20 protein-coding genes are annotated in these 18568 nt (G+C 64.7%); 13 read left to right on the forward strand and 7 right to left on the reverse strand.

Features of this window, described 5'->3' with window-relative positions; all coding sequences use genetic code 11:
• Nucleotides 1-7: 7 nt before the first annotated feature.
• Nucleotides 8-355 (forward strand): hypothetical protein, encoded by a 348-nt coding sequence (locus ABIA40_RS07825; protein ID WP_404540344.1) that lies wholly within the window; start codon nt 8-10, stop codon nt 353-355.
• 121 nt (nt 356-476) lie between these two features.
• Here the strand turns inward: ABIA40_RS07825 and ABIA40_RS07830 are convergent, their stop codons facing one another.
• A complete protein-coding gene (locus ABIA40_RS07830; RefSeq protein ID WP_193374987.1) occupies nt 477-629 on the reverse strand; it encodes a hypothetical protein in 153 nt (50 codons plus the stop codon).
• A gap of 75 nt (nt 630-704) precedes the next feature.
• On the reverse strand, nt 705-1358 hold the full coding sequence (locus ABIA40_RS07835; RefSeq protein WP_404540347.1) for a glutathione S-transferase family protein: 654 nt from the start codon (nt 1356-1358) through the stop codon (nt 705-707).
• 127 nt (nt 1359-1485) lie between these two features.
• Here ABIA40_RS07835 and ABIA40_RS07840 point away from each other — a divergent pair, with 127 nt between their 5' ends.
• Together ABIA40_RS07840 and ABIA40_RS07845 are read left to right on the forward strand one after the other, a co-directional pair.
• Nucleotides 1486-1800, forward strand: coding sequence for a hypothetical protein (locus ABIA40_RS07840; protein ID WP_157280536.1), 315 nt, complete (start codon nt 1486-1488; stop codon nt 1798-1800).
• 202 nt (nt 1801-2002) lie between these two features.
• Entirely contained in the window at nt 2003-2290 is a 288-nt protein-coding gene (locus tag ABIA40_RS07845) for a twin-arginine translocation (Tat) (protein ID WP_109143375.1), read from the forward strand.
• Nucleotides 2291-2446: 156 nt separating this feature from the next.
• Here the strand turns inward: ABIA40_RS07845 and ABIA40_RS07850 are convergent, their stop codons facing one another.
• The 3 genes from ABIA40_RS07850 to ABIA40_RS07860 form a co-directional block, all read right to left on the reverse strand.
• Entirely contained in the window at nt 2447-2698 is a 252-nt protein-coding gene (locus ABIA40_RS07850; protein ID WP_157280534.1) for a GCG_CRPN prefix-to-repeats domain-containing protein, read from the reverse strand.
• Between the two features lie 195 nt (nt 2699-2893).
• Nucleotides 2894-3904, reverse strand: a complete 1011-nt coding sequence (locus tag ABIA40_RS07855) for an alpha/beta fold hydrolase (RefSeq protein WP_404540352.1) — start codon at nt 3902-3904, stop codon at nt 2894-2896.
• Between the two features lie 139 nt (nt 3905-4043).
• A complete protein-coding gene (locus tag ABIA40_RS07860) occupies nt 4044-4742 on the reverse strand; it encodes a metalloregulator ArsR/SmtB family transcription factor (RefSeq protein WP_404540355.1) in 699 nt (232 codons plus the stop codon).
• 158 nt (nt 4743-4900) lie between these two features.
• Here ABIA40_RS07860 and ABIA40_RS07865 point away from each other — a divergent pair, with 158 nt between their 5' ends.
• The 3 genes from ABIA40_RS07865 to ABIA40_RS07875 are packed head-to-tail and all read left to right on the forward strand — an operon-like array spanning nt 4901 to nt 6445.
• Complete coding sequence (locus ABIA40_RS07865) at nt 4901-5209, forward strand: NIPSNAP family protein (protein WP_404540358.1); 309 nt, start codon at nt 4901-4903, stop codon at nt 5207-5209.
• A gap of 24 nt (nt 5210-5233) precedes the next feature.
• Nucleotides 5234-5584 carry an antibiotic biosynthesis monooxygenase family protein gene (locus ABIA40_RS07870; protein ID WP_404540361.1) on the forward strand — a complete coding sequence of 117 codons (351 nt, stop codon included), beginning with the start codon at nt 5234-5236 and terminating at the stop codon, nt 5582-5584.
• Between the two features lie 51 nt (nt 5585-5635).
• The gene (locus ABIA40_RS07875; RefSeq protein WP_404540364.1) at nt 5636-6445 is read left to right on the forward strand and encodes an oxaloacetate decarboxylase; all 810 of its coding nucleotides are present in this window, start codon (nt 5636-5638) and stop codon (nt 6443-6445) included.
• 180 nt (nt 6446-6625) lie between these two features.
• On the opposite strand, the gene ABIA40_RS07880 is transcribed toward ABIA40_RS07875, so the two are convergent.
• On the reverse strand, nt 6626-7015 hold the full coding sequence (locus ABIA40_RS07880) for a hypothetical protein (protein WP_404540367.1): 390 nt from the start codon (nt 7013-7015) through the stop codon (nt 6626-6628).
• 164 nt (nt 7016-7179) lie between these two features.
• Between ABIA40_RS07880 and ABIA40_RS07885 the strand changes: the two genes are divergently transcribed.
• Entirely contained in the window at nt 7180-7824 is a 645-nt protein-coding gene (locus ABIA40_RS07885) for a trimeric intracellular cation channel family protein (RefSeq protein WP_157280528.1), read from the forward strand.
• 55 nt (nt 7825-7879) lie between these two features.
• On the opposite strand, the gene ABIA40_RS07890 is transcribed toward ABIA40_RS07885, so the two are convergent.
• Nucleotides 7880-9127 carry a c-type cytochrome gene (locus ABIA40_RS07890; RefSeq protein WP_404540370.1) on the reverse strand — a complete coding sequence of 416 codons (1248 nt, stop codon included), beginning with the start codon at nt 9125-9127 and terminating at the stop codon, nt 7880-7882.
• A 284-nt stretch (nt 9128-9411) separates the two neighbouring features.
• Between ABIA40_RS07890 and ABIA40_RS07895 the strand changes: the two genes are divergently transcribed.
• From ABIA40_RS07895 to ABIA40_RS07920, 6 genes are all read left to right on the forward strand, one after another.
• On the forward strand, nt 9412-12903 hold the full coding sequence (locus ABIA40_RS07895; RefSeq protein WP_404540373.1) for an indolepyruvate ferredoxin oxidoreductase family protein: 3492 nt from the start codon (nt 9412-9414) through the stop codon (nt 12901-12903).
• 923 nt (nt 12904-13826) lie between these two features.
• Nucleotides 13827-14984, forward strand: coding sequence for a thiolase domain-containing protein (locus ABIA40_RS07900; RefSeq protein WP_057029662.1), 1158 nt, complete (start codon nt 13827-13829; stop codon nt 14982-14984).
• Entirely contained in the window at nt 14984-15373 is a 390-nt protein-coding gene (locus ABIA40_RS07905; protein WP_157280525.1) for a Zn-ribbon domain-containing OB-fold protein, read from the forward strand. Before ABIA40_RS07900 ends, ABIA40_RS07905 begins: the two co-directional genes overlap by 1 nt.
• 214 nt (nt 15374-15587) lie before the next feature.
• Nucleotides 15588-16448 (forward strand): MaoC/PaaZ C-terminal domain-containing protein, encoded by an 861-nt coding sequence (locus ABIA40_RS07910; protein ID WP_404540377.1) that lies wholly within the window; start codon nt 15588-15590, stop codon nt 16446-16448.
• A 152-nt stretch (nt 16449-16600) separates the two neighbouring features.
• Nucleotides 16601-17479 carry an SDR family oxidoreductase gene (locus tag ABIA40_RS07915; RefSeq protein ID WP_271544449.1) on the forward strand — a complete coding sequence of 293 codons (879 nt, stop codon included), beginning with the start codon at nt 16601-16603 and terminating at the stop codon, nt 17477-17479.
• Nucleotides 17480-17612: 133 nt separating this feature from the next.
• The gene (locus ABIA40_RS07920) at nt 17613-18566 is read left to right on the forward strand and encodes a dihydrodipicolinate synthase family protein (RefSeq protein WP_036011146.1); all 954 of its coding nucleotides are present in this window, start codon (nt 17613-17615) and stop codon (nt 18564-18566) included.
• The last annotated feature ends 2 nt before the right edge of the window (nt 18567-18568 follow it).

The raw sequence follows: 18568 nt of genomic DNA on the forward strand, positions 1-18568 counted from the left end.
AGACACGATGACCGAAGACGATCCGACCGACGAAATCTCCGATATCGAAGATCGAATTGAGGCGCTCGCCGAGACCGCCGAGCGGTGCCGCAAGTACATCCTGGCGTCCAAGATCGCCGTCGGAGGCGGGGCGGCGCTGCTGCTCGTGACGATCCTCGGTGTGTTCGGATTCGGTCAGACCGCAGCGCTCGGATCAATCGCCCTGGTGCTGGGCGGGATCGTCTCGCTCGGCTCGAACATCAGCACGCTGCGGCAGACGGAGGAGGCCATCAGTGCTGCGGAGGCGCGGCGGGCGGCGTTGATCGGCAGCATCGATCTGCGCCTCGTCGCCGATGCGCCGCTGAAACTGATGTGAGGTGTAGGGTGGATTAGCGACAGCGTAATCCACCAAGGTTTGCGTCACCGGATAGAGAAGTGGCGGATTACGCTATCGCTAATCCGCCCTACACATCGGACGCCTCCAGCGCCAGCAAGCCTCACGCGGCCTGCTTGACCGTCAGCTCCGACAATTCGGCGCGGCATTCGGCGGCGTAGGCCTGGAGCCGGTCGGCGGTCTGCCGGTCGAGGATGGCCTTGGCCAGCCGCTCGGCGCGGGCGATCTGTCGCTTGAGATATTCGATGCGGACCATGGGTCACCTGTCGAATTGAATCGTTCCGGTGCCGGCGACTCTATGCCAAGCACAGGACCGGTTATGTGAGCCACATCACGTCCCACGCGCCTTATCCGCCGCGGCGAAATGCGCCAGCTGGTCGGCGTGGGCTTTGGCGAACGCCGGACGTCCGGTGGCACGCGCGACGTAGGCGCGGCAGGCAGGACTGTCCGTCAGCCCGTTGAAACTATCGACGACGCGCAGCACGTCCGCCATCAGGATGTCGGCGACGGAGAAGGAGCCCACCAGCCATTCGCGGCTGGCCAGCACCGGCTCGAGGTGCTTCAGGCGCAGCTTGAGGAAGTCATTCACGAACTTCCATGCTGCCGTGTCGGTCGGATGTCCCATGAATTTCGACATGCCCCATGGCAGGCTGGCCATCTCCACCGAATTGAGCGCCGCGAACACCCATTCCGCCGCTTCAGTGCGGCCGCGCTGGTCCTTTGGCATCAGCCTCTCGCTGAGGCCGCCGAGATGCAGCAGGATCGCGCCGGTCTCGAAGATCGAGAGCTCGCCATCAGTCAGCCACGGCACCTGGCCGAACGGCTGGTGGGCGAAGTGCGCAGGCCCGCGGTCGTCGAACGGCACGCTGGCGACGCGATAGGGCAAGGCGGCTTCTTCGAGGGCCCAGCGCACGCGGAAGTCACGCACGAAGCCTCGCGGCGGTTCGGGAACCCAATCGAAGGTGGTCAGGGTCAGGTTGGCCATTTGCTGTCTCCGTCCTGGTTCGATGCAAAGGACGAACGAAGGTCGTTCATTCCGACATCCAGGCCAACTCTTTTGTCGCCGGCGGCTTAACCGGCTAGGCTCGCCCCAAACAACAGGAGGAAATCCGATGCCAGCAGCCTTCTTCGTCGTTCGCGCCGTCGTCTCCGACGCCGAAAAGCGCGCTGCGTTCGACCGGTGGTACGAGACGGAACACTTGCCTGACGCGGTGAAGGCCTTCGGCGTGAGCAAGGCGTGGCGGTTCTGGAGTCTCGACGATCCCTCGCTGCATCAGGCGATGTATCAGTTCGACGACGAGGCCAAGCTGAACGCGATGCTGAAAGGTGACGCGCTGAAAAAGCTCGTCGCCGATTTCAACCGCGACTGGCCCGACGTGAAGCGCTCGCGCGAGACGCTGGTGCTGGCGCAGGAGTTCGCGACGTAGCGAGGTCCTGTAGCCCGAATGGAGCGCAAGCGTAATCCGGGGTCTTCGCGCACGAATCCTGGATTGCGCTGCTCTCCATCCAGGCTACGAAATCCTCATCCGGGCTCGCATGAATCTGAACGCCAGCTTCAGCTTCGGTTCATGGCGTTGCGGCGACATTCCTTCTGCATCACGTGCACGATGATCCAAGAAGGAAGAAACGATGGAGCGCCGGAACTTTTTGAAACTTGCTTTGGGATTGACGGCGGGCGCCGCCGCTTTCGCTGCGACTGCCGCGCAGGCCGCGCCGCTGTCACCGCAGCCGCTCGCTGATCCCGCCCGCACGCCGCAAGGCAATCCCGACGCTCATCCCGCCGTCACCACCAGCGAGGAAGCTGCGCAGCTCGCTCCCGAGCAGGTCCACTGGCGTGGGCGTGGCCGCCATTGGGGCTGGCACCGCCGTCATTGGCGCCGGCATCGCCGGCGCTGGCACCGCCGTCATTATTGGTAAGCTCGCGACCATTCGCGGACTCGACGGGGATCGCCACTGCCGATCCCCGTTTCGATTTTGGGGAGCGCTCGGGTTCCGCGGCGGATGGATCATCAGCAATAAAAAACGGCCGCGCAGGCTTTCGCCGCGCGGCCATTTGCAACGGAATGGAGGAGATCAGTACGGGCGGCAGCGGCCGGCGTACCAGCGAAAGCCGTAGGGGCATACGCGCGCACGGGGTACGACGACGACCGGCGCCGGCGCGACCACCACCGGGGCGGGGCGAACGACGACAGGGGCGCGCATCGGGCGGCAGCTGCCGTAGGGGCCGCGATACCAGCCCGGGCCGCAACCGCCGGCGGCGCTTGCCACCTCGCTGAAACCGACGACCGCGCTCGCGAGCATCACGGCAGCGAAGAGATATTTCATTTGATCTTCCTTCTCGTCCTTGGGGCAGATTCTTGGGGCACGGCGCTTGAGACGCACAATGAATCAACAGACACGATTCGACACGTTAAATCTGGGAGACTCGTGCCGATACGTCGCGATCCAAACCTGCCAATCATGACCTGAATGCGGCATGAACGTTCCCCGCGTCCTGCCTCGGACGACACGCAGGTGTCGCTAGCGGCCGAGAAAGTTCAGCACCAGTTCCCTGTACGTCTCCGGCGCCTCCAGGAAGACGAGGTGGCCGGTGTCGGGGATCACCTCGGCCCGCGCGTTCGGCATCTTCGCGGCGAGCTGCTTCGCAAGCTCCGCGTTCTGCCCCATCTTGGCCCGCAGCGCCTCCGGCGCGAGCGGCCGGCCCGGCGCGTTGTGGTCGTCCGTACCCATGATGAACAGAGTCGGTGTCGCGATCAGCGGGATCTCGTGCGCCACCGGTTCACGATAGATCATTTGGCCGGAAGAGACGAAGGCGCGCAGCCAGCGCGGATAGTCCGGGCTGCCCTTGATATTGAAGCGGGCCTCGATGAACGGCGTGATCGCCTCGGCCGGCAGCTTGATTGCGTAATTGGTCTGGAGCTGCTTGCGATAGCCGTCGGCGGTGAGCTTGTCCTCGGTCTCGATCATCTTCTCGGTCGGCGTCGGCGGCACGTAGAGGCGGTAGTCCTCGAGCCCGATCGGCGCGGTCAGCACCAGATGGGCGAGGCGGTCCGGATAGGCGCGAGCGATGCGCACGCCGAGCATGCCGCCGAGCGAATGCGCGACGATCTCGGCCTTGTCGATTTTGAGGTGATCGAGCAGCGCAATGGTGTTGCGCGCCAGATTGTCGAAATGCAGCTCGCCCGCCGGCTTGGAAGACTTGCCGAAACCGACCTGGTCCGGCACCACGACACGAAAGCCGGCCTCGCTCAGCATCTTGATCACGGGCGCCCAATAGCTCGACGGAAAATTGCGCCCGTGCAGCAGCACGACGGTGCGACCGTTCGGCCGCGCCGCGGCGACATCCATATAGGCCATGCTGAGCTGCTCGCCGTCGTTGACGATGGGGAGCATGTGCACGGGGTAGGGATAGGCAAAGCCTTCGAGCGCGATGCCGTAGGGCTCGCGGGGCGCGGCATCGGCGGCGTGGGTCGATGTGAGTTGGGAAGTAAGAAGGGCGGCGGCGAGCGCGGCCAGGAAGATGCGGTTCATCACAGTCTCCGTCATGCCCGGGCTTGTCCAGGGCATCCACGTGCCAGCCGCAATAAAGACGTGGATGGCCGGGTCAAGCCCGGCCATGACGAGAGTGCGCATTCACACGCAAACGTGCGATCTCACGCAGCTTGTGTGATCAGTCCTTCCCACCGCCGAACAGCGCAGCGAACTGCTTCTCGCCGGTACGGGTGAAATTCACGATACGGCTGCCGGGCGTGGGATCGCGCGCGGCCCATTTCAGCTCGGCGAAGCGCTGCATCATGGCGGCCCCCAAAGTGCCGGCGAGATGGTGCCGCCGTTCGCTCCAGTCGAGGCAGGCCTTGCACACCGGGCGGCGCGGATGGCTGAGCATGTCGGGCGAGATCTGCAAGTGCTTGGCGAGAAAGCGCTCGCCCTCGGCCGTCAGCTCGATCTCCTGCTTCCTCTGCCTGACCAGATGCCGCTCGCGCAAGGAGTCCAGCATCTGCACGCCGAGATCGCCGGCAAGATGGTCGTAGCAGATCCGCGCGCGCCGCAGCGCCGGATCCTTCGGACCGGTGCGCACGCGCATATGGCCGGTCCGCGCGGCAAGGCCGGCGAGCCCCTCGAGCACGCCGGCGACGTCGTCGTCGGTGAGGCGGTAATAGCGATGGCGGCCCTGTTTCTCCGGCTCGATCAGGCCGCCGGCCTCGAGCTTCGACAGATGCGAGCTCGCGGTCTGCGGCGTGATGCCGGCCTCCTGAGCCAGCTCGCTCGCCGTGAGCGCACGGCCGTTCAGCAGCGCCGTGAGCATGTTTGCGCGGGCGGGATCGCCGACCAGCGAGGCGACCATGGCGATGTCGGGTCCTGATTTCATGCTTCGATGGTAACCGAACCGTTGGTGTCGGGCAAGGGCGTAGCGTGTCACCAAGTCGTCATTGCGAGCGTAGCGAAGCAATCCAGACTGCGTCCGCGGAGGGACTCCTGGATTGCTTCGCTACGCTCGCAATGACGGCGAAAACAAGGGAGCCCATCATGTCCGTCACCGTCTTCATCCGCTACCAGCTCGATCCCTTCAAGCGCGCGCAGTTCGAGGAATATTCGAAGCGCTGGCTCACCATCATCCCGAGATGTGGCGGCGAGTTGATTGGCTACTTCATGCCGCATGAGGGTACCAACAACATCGCGTCCGCCCTGATCTCGTTCGATAGCCTGGCCGCCTATGAAGCCTATCGCAAACGGCTGCGCGCCGATCTCGACGGCATGGCAAACTTCAACTTTGCCGAGGCGGAGAAATTCATCCTCGCCGAAGAACGCACCTTCCTGCGCAAGGTGGTATTGTAGGCCCACCAACAGCAGGAGACGCCCATGATCGCCGTGATCTTCGAGGTCTGGCCCAAGCCGGAACACCGCCAGACCTATTTCGACCTCGCAGCCGACCTGAAGCCGCTGCTGCAGACCATCGACGGCTTCATCTCGGTCGAGCGCTTCGAGAGCCTGACCGATAAGGGCAAGATCCTGTCGGTGTCGTTCTGGCGCGATGAGGCGGCGGTCGCCGCCTGGCGCAATACGATGGAGCACCGCCGCACCCAGGCCAGGGGCAGGGCGCAGATCTTCGCCGATTATCACCTGCGCATCGCCACTGTGATCCGGGACTACAGCATGGCCGACCGCGAGCAGGCGCCGAAGGACAGCCGCGTCGTGCACGACGCGCACTAGCGGACTCGAAAACGCAGCCTTATCTCTGCGCGGCCAACAAGGGAGAGAAACATGCACGTGACGACCGCTGACAAGCGCGCGACGTTCAAGAAGATGCACGAGAGCGGCTGCTTCATTCTGCCCAATCCGGTCGATGTCGGCAGTGCGAAAGCCTTGCAGCATCTCGGTTTCAAGGCGATCGCGTCATCGAGTGCCGGCTTTGCCTGGACCATCGGCAAGGCCGACAATCAGGTCACCGTCGAGGACGTCTGTCAGCATCTGGCAGCATTGAGCTCGGCTGTCGACATTCCCGTGAACGCCGATTTCGAGGGTGGCTTTGCGGTCGAGCCCGACAAGGTTGCGGACAATGTCGAGCGCGGTGTGCGCACCGGCGTTGCGGGCCTCTCGATCGAGGATTCCACCGGCGACAAGGACAAGCCGCTCTACGATCGTGCCCTCGCCGTCGAGCGCATCAAGGCCTCGCGCAAGGCGATCGGCGACAGCGGCACGCTGCTGGTCGGCCGCTGCGAGGCGTATCTGTGGGGCGTGACAGATCTCAAGCTCGTCATCGACCGGCTCACCGCTTACGCCGATGCCGGCGCCGACTGCCTCTATGCGCCGGGTCTGAAGAGCCGCGAGGACATCGCGGCGGTGGTCAAGGCGGTCGCACCGAAGCCGTTCAATCTTCTGATCGGCGGCTCCGGCCTGTCGCTGCAGGAAGCCCAGGATCTCGGCGTGCGCCGCATCAGCGTCGGCGGCTCGCTCGCCCGCGCCGCCTGGGGCGGCTTCATGCGCGCGGCCAAGGAGATGGCGGAGAAGGGCACCTTCACCGAGCTCGGCGGCGGCTATCCCGGCGGCGAGCTCAACAAGATGTTCGGCTAGAGCATGATCCGGATCCGAAGGGCCGCGTTAGCGCAAAGTGCGTAGCGGTTTTCCGAAAAGATCATGCTCAAACAATAACCTAGCGCGCGATGACGATTCATCCTAATCCCATCGCGCGCTAGCCAAACGAAAAGCGGCGGGATGTTGCATCCCGCCGCTCTCGCGCTTCATTGCGCAATGTTACTTCGCGCCGTCAGAGGGAGCTGGCGTATTCGGGGCCGGCCTGCTCGGCGCTGCACCCGTGGTCACGCCCGGCTCGGTGTTGCTACGCGGCGTCACGTCACGCATGCCGGGAGGTGCGGCCGGATTGGTTGGCTGCGTCTGCGCAGTCTGTGAGGCCGGAGTGTTGCTGGCCTCGTTGGTGGTGCTGGAATTATTCAAGCCGTAGAACACCGCGCCCAGCACCAGGGCGACTGCGACCGCGAACATCGCGATCTTGCCGCTGGAAGCGGGGCCTTCCCCGAGCTCGGGATCGGCCTGTAGGTCGGCATCCCGGCGCGCCGCGCGAGAATACTCATCGTCGGCGAGGTTCGGGCGGTACGGATCGTTGGGAAGACGGTCGTCTGCCATCGATTGGTCTCCTCGGTTGTGACCCCGGGACAACCCTCAGGTGCGAGATTCTGTTCCGCCTCCTTAATGCTTTCGTCGCATGTTGCCTCCGTGTGGGGAATCGGGAACCTGTTCCATGGGAACCCGCGCCTGAGTTCGAGGAACGCGGAGGAGGGAACTCGGCGATGTGGAGCCTGCCGCCTACAGATAGCGTGCTGCATTTCCTGTCCCTGGTCGCGGTGGCCGCGCAGGGCATGACGGCTGCGCTCGCCGCGGGACGCCGCAGCATGGATTGGCTGGGCGTCTGCTTCCTCGGCTGCATCACCGCGCTCGGCGGCGGCACGCTACGCGATCTCTTCCTCGGACATTATCCGCTGGCCTGGGTGCAGAACCCGATCTATCTCGCGCTCTCCGGCGGCGCCGCCCTCCTCACCATCCTGTTTGCGCGCCTCGTGCACCGGCTGAAGGTCGCCTTCATCGTGCTCGATGCCATCGGTCTTGTCGTTTTCACCATGACCGGCTGCGACGTGGCCTGGCAGATGGGTGCCTCGCTGCCGATCGTCATCGTCTCGGGTATGGTGACGGGCTGCGCCGGCGGCGTGCTGCGCGACGTGCTCTGCAACGACGTGCCGCTGCTGTTTCGCTCCGAGCTCTATGCCAGCGTCTCGGTGGTGACGGGACTGTTCTATGCGACCGCATTCGGTCTCAAGCTCAACGCGGAGCTCTGGACCATTTTGACCTTCGTCCTCGGCATCAGCTTCCGCCTGCTTGCGGTGCGCTACAAATGGGAGATGCCGAAATTCGTGTTCACGGGGGATGAAGAGCGGTAGCGCTGTCGCGCGCGAATGGCGATTTAGCGAATGGTTCTGGGCCATTCGCCACTCGCTATTCCCCATTCGCCTCCCGCTTCCTCGCCTTCGCCACCTGGGCCGGTGTCACCAGCGGGCCTGCATTGCCCCAGGAATTGCGGATGTAGTTCGTCACCGCGGCGATCTCGGCGTCGGACAGCTGCTTGGCGTAAGCCGGCATCTCGCCGGTGTTCGGCGCGCGCGGCGTCGTCACGGTGTGAGCACCGTCGAGGATGATGCGCAAGGTCGAGGACGGATTGTTCGATTGCAGCAGCGCATTGCCCGGCAGCGGCGGATAAATCCGTGGCGCTCCCGTGCCGTCGGCCTCGTGGCAGGCGATGCAGAGCTTTGCGTAGACCGCCTGGCCGGCCTTCATCTCGGCTGCGTCCGGCGGCGTTACGATCGTCTCGCGCCGGGCCGGCGGCAGGCTCTTCAGATAGGTCGCGATCGCGCGCACGTCGGCATCGCTCATCTTCGAGGTCGAGTTGACGACGACCTCCGCCATCGGCCCGCCGGCGTGGCTTTTGGCATTGCGCCCGGTTTGCAGGTACTCCGTGATATCGGCCTCGCTCCAGGATTTCAGCCCGGTGCGGGGGGCGCCATCGAGCCGCGGGGCAAACCAGCCGCCGACCGCGTTGCCGGACAGCGCCTGTGCATCCCGGTCGGCGCCGAAATAATTCTTCGGGGTATGGCAGGCGCCGCAATGGCCGAGCCCGGTGACGAGGTAGCCGCCTCTGTTCCAGGCCGCGCTCTTGGTCTGGTCCGGCGCGAACAGGCCGGGCTGGAAATACATCGCGTTCCAGATCCGCATCAGGCCGCGATAGCCGAACGGCCAGCGCAGCTCCGGCGGTTTGTTGCGGCTGGTGACGGGCGCCAGCGTGCCGAGATAGGCGCGGATCGCCAGCGTGTCGTCCTTCGTCATCTTCGTGAAGTAGGGGTAGGGAAACGCCGGGTAATAGTTTGAGCCGTCGGGCGCGATGCCATAGCGCAGGGCGCGGGTGAAATCGGCATCCGTCCAGCCGCCGATGCCAGTGTCACGGTCCGGCGTCAGGTTCGGCGCATAGATCGCGCCAAAGGGCGTGTCGATGCGCTTGCCACCCGCGAACGGTTTTGCCGGATCGGCGGTGTGGCAGCCCGCGCAGTCGCCGGCCTCGGCCAGCGCCTTGCCATAGGCGATCAGCTCGGGCGATGGTCCGGCGGCGCCGGCCGCGCTTGTGACCGTACTTGCAACCGCACTGCACAATGCCAGGCCCACAAGCGCCAGGCCCGTCAGAATCGTCCGCATCGACAGCCTCTCCTGCGACCCATCGACCCTACCTGCGTGAAGGGAAGCGTCGATTCATTTCGCAACGATGGGGGTATGGTGACACAAACTGAAAATCGCCAACGTGTTTCAGGCCACGAAATTGCGATTTTTACCCGAGGCCTCCTTTGGTCCAGAATTGTGATGCGGATCATGAAATATCCGACATAGAGTGGCGGAGGTGGTCGGCGCGCCCTAGCTAAAAACAACGGGCAGGCAACGACTTAAGTCAGCAAGACCTGAACAGGGCGCGAAGCGAGGACAGCATGGGCATCAACCAGGGTCCGATCAGTCTCGATCAAAAGTACACCCAGCAGACCGGACACGTCTTCACCACGGGCATCCAGGCTCTGGTCCGCTTGCCGATGGCCCAGATCCGGCGCGACCGCGCCAACGGCCTCAACACCGCGGGCTTCATCTCCGGTTATCGCGGCTCGCCGCTCGGCGGCTACGACCAGCAGCTCTTCGCCGCCCGCAAGCACCTCGAGCAGTACAACATCAAGTTCCAGCCCGGGGTGAACGAGGACCTCGCCGCGACCGCGGTGTGGGGCTCGCAGCAGCTCAACCTCTCGCCCGGCGCCAAATACGACGGCGTGGTCGGCATCTGGTACGGCAAGGGCCCGGGCGTCGACCGCTGCGGCGACGTGTTCCGTCACGGCAATGCCGCGGGCTCGGCCAAGAACGGCGGCGTGCTCTGCCTTGCCGGCGACGACCACGGCGCAAAATCCTCCACCGTCCCGCATCAGTCCGACCATGCCTTCATGTCCGCGCTGATGCCGTATCTCTATCCCTCGAGCATCCACGAGATGATCGAGATGGGCCTGCTCGGCATCGCGATGTCGCGCTATTCCGGCTGCTGGGTCGGCATGAAGGTGATCACGGAGACGGTGGAGACCACCGCCGAGATCGACCTCACCGACGAGATGAAGCCTTTCATCATCCCCACCGATTTCGAGCTGCCCCCCGGCGGCCTCAACCTGCGCTGGCCCGACGACCGCTTCGAGCAGGACCGCCGCTTGCAGGACTACAAGGGCTTTGCCGCCATCGCCTTTGCCCGCGCCAACAAGGTCAATCGCGTCACCATGGATTCGCCGAATGCGCGTTTCGGCATCATGGCCTCGGGCAAGAGCTACGAGGACGTGCGCCAGGCGCTGCGCGAGCTCGGCATCACCGAGGAGGTCGCCGCTCGAATCGGCCTTCGTCTCTACAAGATCGGCATGCCCTGGCCGCTCGAGCCGGAAGGCGTGCATGAATTCGCCGTCGGCCTGGAAGAGATCTTCATCGTCGAGGAGCGGCGCGAGATCGTCGAGAACCAGGTCAAGCAGGTGTTGTTCAACTGGCGCGACGACGTGCGCCCGCGCATCGTCGGCAAGATGGACGAGCACGACAAGCGCTTCCTGACCTTCGCCGCCGAGCTCACCGTCGCCTCGCTCGCGACCTCTCTCACCGAGAGGCTGCTTCGACTTGATCTCAACCCTGAAATCGCGGAGATGCTCCGCGCCAAGGCCGACTGGTTCAACGGCCGCCAGGCGACCCAGATGCAGGCGGTCGCTCCTGTCTCCCGAACCCCGTATTTCTGCTCCGGCTGCCCCCACAACACGTCGACGAAAGTCCCCGAAGGCAGCCGCGCGCTTGCCGGCATCGGCTGCCACTTCATGGCGCTGTGGATGGACCGCTCGACCGAGACGTTCACGCATATGGGCGGCGAGGGCGTGCCCTGGGTCGGCATCGCGCCCTTCACCAACGAGAACCACATCTTCGCCAATCTCGGCGACGGCACCTACTTCCACTCCGGCATTCTCGCCATCCGCCAGGCGATCGCCTCCAAGGCCAACATCACCTACAAGATCCTCTACAACGACGCGGTGGCCATGACCGGCGGCCAGCGTCACGACGGCGATCTCTCGCCGCAGCAGATCACCCAGCAGCTGTACGCCGAAGGCATCCGCGAGCTCTATCTGGTCTCGGAAAACCCCGACGCTTACCCCGCCGATACCATCGCGCCCGGCGTGAAGAAGTATCACCGCGACGAACTCGACAACGTCATGAAGATGTGCCGCGAGTTCAAGGGCACCTCGGCAATCGTGTTCGTGCAGACCTGCGCCGCCGAGAAGCGCCGTCGCCGCAAGCGCGGCCTGATGGAGGACCCGGCGCGCCGCGTCATGATCAATCCGGCCGTCTGCGAAGGCTGCGGCGATTGCTCGGTGCAGTCGAACTGCATCTCGGTCGAGCCGCTGGAGACCGAGTTCGGCCGCAAGCGCGCCATCAACCAGTCGTCCTGCAACAAGGACTATTCCTGCCTGAAGGGATTCTGTCCGTCCTTCGTCACCATCGACGGCGGCGCTCCGCGCCACCGCGCGCCAGCCGAGCTCGCCGAAATCGGCGCGCTGCCCGAGCCGGCCTCGCGCCCGACGCTCGACAAACCCTATAACATCGCCGTCGGCGGCGTCGGCGGCACCGGCGTGCTCACCATCGGCGCGCTGCTCGGCATGGCCGCCCACATCGAGGGCAAGGCCTCGATGATCCTGGATATGTCGGGCCTCGCGCAAAAGGGTGGGGCGGTGCTCAGCCACGTCCGCCTCTCCGATCATCCGGCCGAGGTGACCTGCTCGCGCATCGTCACCGGCACGGCCGATCTCGTGCTCGCCGCCGACGAAGTCGTCGCAGTCGCCAAGGACACGATCACCCTTTGTGACAGCAGCCGCACCCACGGCATCATCAACAGCCACGTCATTCCCACCGCCGATTTCATCCTCAATCGCGATTTCAATTTCCAGACCCGCAAGCTGAACGGACTGTTGGAAACCGCGCTGCACAAGGATTCGGTGTTCTTCGACTTCACCAAGCCTGCCGAGCAGCTGCTCGGCGACGCCATCGCCACCAACATGATGATGATGGGCTATGCCTATCAGAAGGGTCTGTTGCCGCTCTCTGCGGAAGCGATCGAGCAGGCCATCGAGGTCAATGGCGTCTCGATCAAGATGAACAAGGAAGCTTTCCGTCTCGGCCGCCTCGCAGTCGCCGATCCCAAGCGGCTGGCCGACATGCTGAAGGGCGGGGACGAAGTGGTCGCGCCGAAGGCGCTGGATGCCATGACGCTGGACGAGGTCATCGAGCACCGCGCCAAGCATCTGACCGCCTACCAGAACGCTCGTCTCGCCAAGCGCTATCGCAAGCTGGTCGACCAGGTCCGCGATGCCGCCGCGAAGGGCGGCTATGGCGACGCACTGCCGCGCGCGGTCGCCGTGAATTATGCAAAGCTCCTGGCCTACAAGGACGAATACGAAGTCGCGCGCCTCTACACCGACGGCGCCTTCGAGCAGCAGCTCCGCGACCAGTTCGAGGGCGACTTCAAGTTCAACTTCAATCTCGCGCCGCCGATCCTCAGCAGCGGTGTCGATGCCATGGGCCGTCCCAAGAAGCGCGCCTTCGGCCCGTGGATGCTGAAGGTCTTCCGCGTCCTGGCCAAGTTCAAGTTCCTGCGCGGCACGCCGTTCGACATCTTCGGCCGCAGCGCCGACCGCAAGCTCGAGCGCGATCTCATCGCCGGCTACGAGAAGGACGTCGCCACCGTGCTCGGCCTGTTGTCGCCGCTCACGATCGACACCGCGGTCGAATTGCTCTCGCTGCCCGACCGCATTCGCGGCTACGGCCCGGTGAAGGAGAAGGCGGTGCACGACGCCAAGGCCCGACACGCCCAGCTCGCCGCCGACCTCGCCAATCCGCCGCCCGCGCCAAGGCAGATCGCGGCGGAGTAGGGAGGTCTCGTAGGGTGGGCAAAGGCGCGCTTGCGCCGTGCCCACCATCTCTCCAAGTCGAGCCAGAAGACGTGGGCACGCTTCGCTTTGCCCACCCTACGACACCACCGCTTGCGCTACCCGTCGGGCGAAACACCCACGCCATGGTCAATCCGGCCGGGCAGAAACATTCCGCTTTACCGAAATTCGGAATTATCGTATCTGTCCGCCACCTCATCCCTCTCAGAGGGGCGTATCGCGATCGTCACGAAACGCGGGGTGAGCGGCGGTGGACGCGGGCTGCGTCGCGCGAGCGGTTGTCTCGTGCACGACGGGCGCGGTCTCGCGTACGGCAAAATCGTGTGGTCCTGACGCCCGGGGTCTGTGCGTCAAGTCTTGCGGGTCGCTCGCAAGGCGACGGGGGCAATAGTGCATCGCTCCCCGGGGAGAGCGCGACATAAGCCGTAAAGCCACTGCGCAGGGAAGGCCGGATGTTTGGCTTCACCTGTATGCCGCTGTGCATCTGTTCTTCGCGCAATTCGCGCACAGCGGACCGTGGGTGCCAGCCGGCACCCGGTCTTCCCTGCGCCCTCTGTTTGGGAGGGTAGCAAGACGGACGCAAAGCTCGGGCGAGATACGCCGCGGGGACGCGGCGCTGTGGCTGCAAGTTAAAGCCTCGTGCCCCGGACGCTGCGCAGCACGAAGTGATGCGCTGCGGAGCCGGGGCCCATGTCGCACTGAGTCCGCGGCCTCCTGGGTCCCGGCTCTACGCAGCAACGCTTAAGCGTTGCAGCGCGTCCGGGACACGAGAGTATCCTTCCCTGGCACCAACCCGCCACCCTCTCGCCCGGCGGAATATTTCCGCGCTTGCCAATCAGCCCGGTGCGGTTCAGAAAAAAGAGCCAAAAAAAGAGCCACGACGAGACGCGAGCGGAGACTGAAGTTTGACCATCAAGGGCAAGGCCTACATTGCCGGGATCTACGAACACCCGACCCGGCATGCGCCGGACAAATCCACCGCCCAGCTCCATGCCGAGGTCGCCAAGGGCGCGATCGAGGATGCCGGGATCAGCAAGGACGATATCGACGGCTATTTTTGCGCGGGCGACGCGCCCGGCGGCGCCTGGCCGATGGTCGACTATCTCGGCCTGAACACCAAGAAGCTTCGCCACATTGATTCCACCGAGACCGGTGGCTGCTCCTACATCATCCATCTCGGCCATGCCGCCGAGGCGATCGCCGCGGGCAAATGCTCGATCGCGCTCGTGACGCTCGCTGGCAAGCCGCGCACCGGCGCGATGCCGCCGCGCGCCGCCGGCGCCGAGGTCGATTTCGAAACCGCTTACGGGGCGACCACGCACAATGCCTACGGCATGTGTGCCATGCGCCACATGCACGACTACGGTACCACAAGCGAGCAACTCGCCTGGATCAAGGTCGCGGCCTCGCATCACGCGCAGTACAATCCGCATGCGATGCTCAAGGACGTCGTCACCGTCGAGGACGTCCTGAACTCGCCGATGATCTCCGATCCCCTGCATCGCATGGATTGCTGCGTCGTCTCCGACGGCGGCGGCGCGCTGATCGTGACGACGCCGGAGATCGCCAAGAGCCTGAAGAAGCCGCTGGTGCGCCTGATCGGCCATGGCGAGGCCATGAAGGGCCCGCGCGGCGGCAAGGATCTCGATCTCACGTACTCCGCCGGCGTGTGGTCCGGCCCGCGTGCGTTCGAGGAAGCCGGCATCACGCCGAAGGACATCAAATATGCCTCGATCTATGACAGCTTCACCATCACGGTGCTGATGCAGCTCGAAGACCTCGGCTTCTGCAAGAAGGGTGAGGGCGGCAAGTTCGTCGCCGACGGCAATCTGATCTCGGGCGTCGGCAAGCTGCCGTTCAACACCGACGGCGGCGGCCTGTGCAGCAACCATCCGGTCAACCGCGGCGGCATGACCAAGATCCTCGAGGCCGTCAGGCAGCTGCGCGGCGAGGCGCATCCGAAGGTGCAGGTCAAGAACTGCGATCTTGCCATCGCCCACGGCACCGGCGGCCTCTTGGGTGTTCGCCACGCCGCCTCGACCGCCATTCTGGAGCGCGTGTGATGAGCGAAGTGAAAAAGTATCCGGCCCCGGTGACGAATCCCGAGACATCAGCGTTCTGGGACGCCGCGAAAGAGGGCAAGTTCATGATCAAGCGCTGCACCGCCTGCGGCGAAGCGCATTACTTCCCGCGCTCGATCTGCCCGTTCTGCTACTCCGACAAGACGGTGTGGGAACAGGCATCGGGCGAGGGCACGATCTACACTTACAGCCTGATGCGGAAATCGCCGACCGGCCCTTACGCCATCGGCTACGTCACGCTGAAGGAGGGGCCGTCGGTGCAGACCAATTTCGTCGACTGCGATCTGGAGAAGCTCAAGATCGGCCTGAAGGTGAAGGTGGTGTTCAAGCCGACCGACGGCGCCCCGCTGCCGTTCTTCACGATCGCCTGACGCGAAGCAAGATGTGACCCTCTCCCCTTGTGGAAGAGGGTGGCAGCCGAAGGCTGCCGGGTGAGGGGTCTCTCTCCACACGAGAAGTGTCACTGCGGAGCCAACCCCTCACCCAAACGAGTTTGCCGCACGGCTCTCGCAGCCCTCTCCCACAAGGGGAGAGGGCACTTCGACTGGCAGCGGCGCACAAGAATCCGGAGAGGAAACCAGAAGAATGTCCGCCAGATACGAAGAGCTCAAAGGCCTGAAAAATCTCGGCCAGAAATACGCCTACACCGATCGCGAAGTCATGCTCTACGCCTACGGCATCGGCCTCGGCGCCGATCCCATGGACGAGAAGGAGCTCGCTTTCGTCAACGAGGGCGCGTTCACGCCGCGGCCGCTGAAGGTGGTGCCGACTTTCGCCTCTGTCGCTGCCTGGGGCTCGGGGCCCGGCGAGATGAACCTCAACCGCGTCATGGTGGTCGACGGCGAGCGCGACATCACCTTCCACCAGCCGCTGCCGGTCGCCGCCAACATCACTGCCGACTCCTCGGTGCTCGAAGTCTACGACAAGGGCAAGGACAAGGGCGTGGTCATCGTTCACCAGACCGTGCTGAAGAACGAGAAGGGCGAGAAGCTCGCAACCCTGGTCGCCTCGCGCTTTGCCCGCGGCGACGGCGGCTTCGGCGGGCCGAACCTGACCCAGCCGGATCCGCACAAGATCCCATCGCGCGAGCCGGACATGACCATCGACATCACCACGCGCCCCGACCAGGCGCTGGTCTATCGCCTCTGCGGTGACCGCAACCCGCTGCACTCCGATCCCGAGTTCGCCAAGAAAGCCGGCTTCCCGCGTCCGATCCTGCACGGCATGTGCACCTACGGCATCACCTGCCGCGGCGTGCTCCAGACCTATGCCGACTACGATGCGAGCGCCTTCCGTCAGCACGTCGCGCGGTTCTCCTCGCCGGTCTATCCCGGCGAGACCGTGACCATGGACCTCTGGAAGGACGGCAACGTGATCTCGTTCGAAGCCAAGGTGAAGTCGCGCGGGGTCACCGTGATCAAGAACGGCAAGACGGTGCTGGGGTGATAGGGCCGCTTGCGCGGCTCTGAGTTATTTCGTCATGCCCGGGCTTGTCCCGGGCATCCACGTTCTTTCGTGCAGTTGGCGCTCAAGTTCGTGGATGGCCGGGACAAGCCCGGCCATGACGGAGCAAGAAACAAAAACAGGGAGACGCCACCATGGGACTACTCGACGGCAAGGTCGCGCTGATCACCGGCGCGGGCGGCGGGCTCGGTGAGGCCTACGCAAAGCTGTTTGCGCGGGAAGGGGCCTCGGTCGTCGTCAACGATCTCGGCGGTCCCCGCGACGGCTCCGGCGCCGACAAGTCCATGGCGCAGCAGGTGGTGGATGCGATCAAGGCCGAGGGCGGCAAGGCGGTCGCCAACGGCGCCGACATCTCCACCATGGAGGGCGGCCAATCGGTGTTCGACGATGCCATCAAGCACTTTGGCCGCGCCGACATCCTGGTCAACAATGCCGGCATTTTGCGCGACCAGACCTTCGCAAAAGCCTCGGAAGCCGACTGGGACAAGGTCATCAAGGTCCATCTGAAGGGCACCTTTTGTTGCACCCTGCCGGTGTTTCGCTGGATGCGGGAAAACGGCGGCGGCGTCATCGTCAACACCTCCTCGACGTCGGGGCTGATCGGCAATTTCGGCCAGACAAATTACGGCGCGGCCAAGGGCGGCATCTGGGGCCTGTCCAACGTGCTCGCGATCGAGGGCCGCAAGTACAACATCCGGATCTGGACGCTGGCCCCGGGCGCCCTGACCCGCATGACCGCAGACCTGCCCCGCTATAAGGAGAACCCCGGCGCCGCGCTCGGGCCGGACGGCATCGCGCCGGCCGTGCTATACATGGTCAGCGACTTGTCGGGCGACCAGACCGGCAAGGTGCTGGGCGTGTCCGGGCCCCGCGGCGTGCGCGAGATGCGGATGATGGAAATGGAAGGCTGGAAGCCGCCGCACTCGGGCTGGAAGGCCCAGGACATCGTCGATCACGCCAAGGAGATCTTCTTCTCCGAGGAGCAGATCAAGATGGGGGCGCGGCGGTTTTAGCCAAAACTGTCATTCCGGGGCGCGACGAAGTCGCGAACCCGGAATCCATAACCACTAGCCGGGGTTATGGATTCCGGGCCTGGCCCTTCGGGCCATCCCGGAATGACGACAATTGATAGGACAGAGAGACCCAATGAAACTCACCGCCGATGCCAAGGGCACCTTCGCAATCGCGCCGACGCCGTTCCATGACGACGGCCGGATCGACGAGCGCTCGATCGACCGCCTGACCGATTTCTACGAGGAGGTCGGCTGCGACGGCGTCACGGTGCTGGGCATCCTGGGCGAGGCCCCCAAGCTCGACGCCGCCGAGGCCGAGCAGGTGGCGGTGCGCTACGTCAAGCGTGCCAAGAAGATGCAGGTGATCGTCGGCGTCTCCGCGCCGGGCTTTGCCACCATGCGCTCGCTGGCCAAGGCCTCGATGGATGCGGGCGCGGCCGGCGTCATGATCGCGCCGCCGCCCTCGCTTCGCACCGACGACCAGATCATCGGCTATTTCAAGCAGGCGGCGGAAGCCATCGGCCCTGATGTGCCCTGGGTGCTCCAGGACTATCCGCTGACCTTGCAGGTCGTGTTCACCCCCGCCGTGATCCGCAAGATCGTCATGGACAATCCGAACTGCGTGATGCTCAAGCACGAGGACTGGCCGGGCCTGGAGAAGATCTCGACGCTGCGCGGCTTCCAGAAGGACGGCTCGCTCCGTCCGCTCTCGATCCTCTGCGGCAATGGCGGCACCTTCCTGGACTTCGAAATGGAGCGGGGCGCCGACGGCGCCATGACCGGCTACGCCTTCCCGGAGCTCCTGATCGATGTCGTGAACCTCTCCAAGGCCGGCAAGCGCGACGCCGCGCATGACATCTTCGACGCGCATCTGCCGCTGATTCGCTACGAGCAGCAGCCCGGCGTCGGCCTCACAGTGCGCAAATACGTGCTGCAGAAGCGTGGCATCATCGCTTCCAGTGCGCAGCGCAAGCCCGGTGCGACCATGACGGCGACGGCGAAGGCCGAGGTCGATTATCTCTTGTCGCGCGTCGCCCGTTTCGACAAGCGCGCCAATCTCGGCCCGCAATCCAGCGCCGCAGGCTAGTT

It is taken from the genome of Bradyrhizobium sp. USDA 223, assembly GCF_044909005.1.
Classification (GTDB): domain Bacteria; phylum Pseudomonadota; class Alphaproteobacteria; order Rhizobiales; family Xanthobacteraceae; genus Bradyrhizobium; species Bradyrhizobium yuanmingense.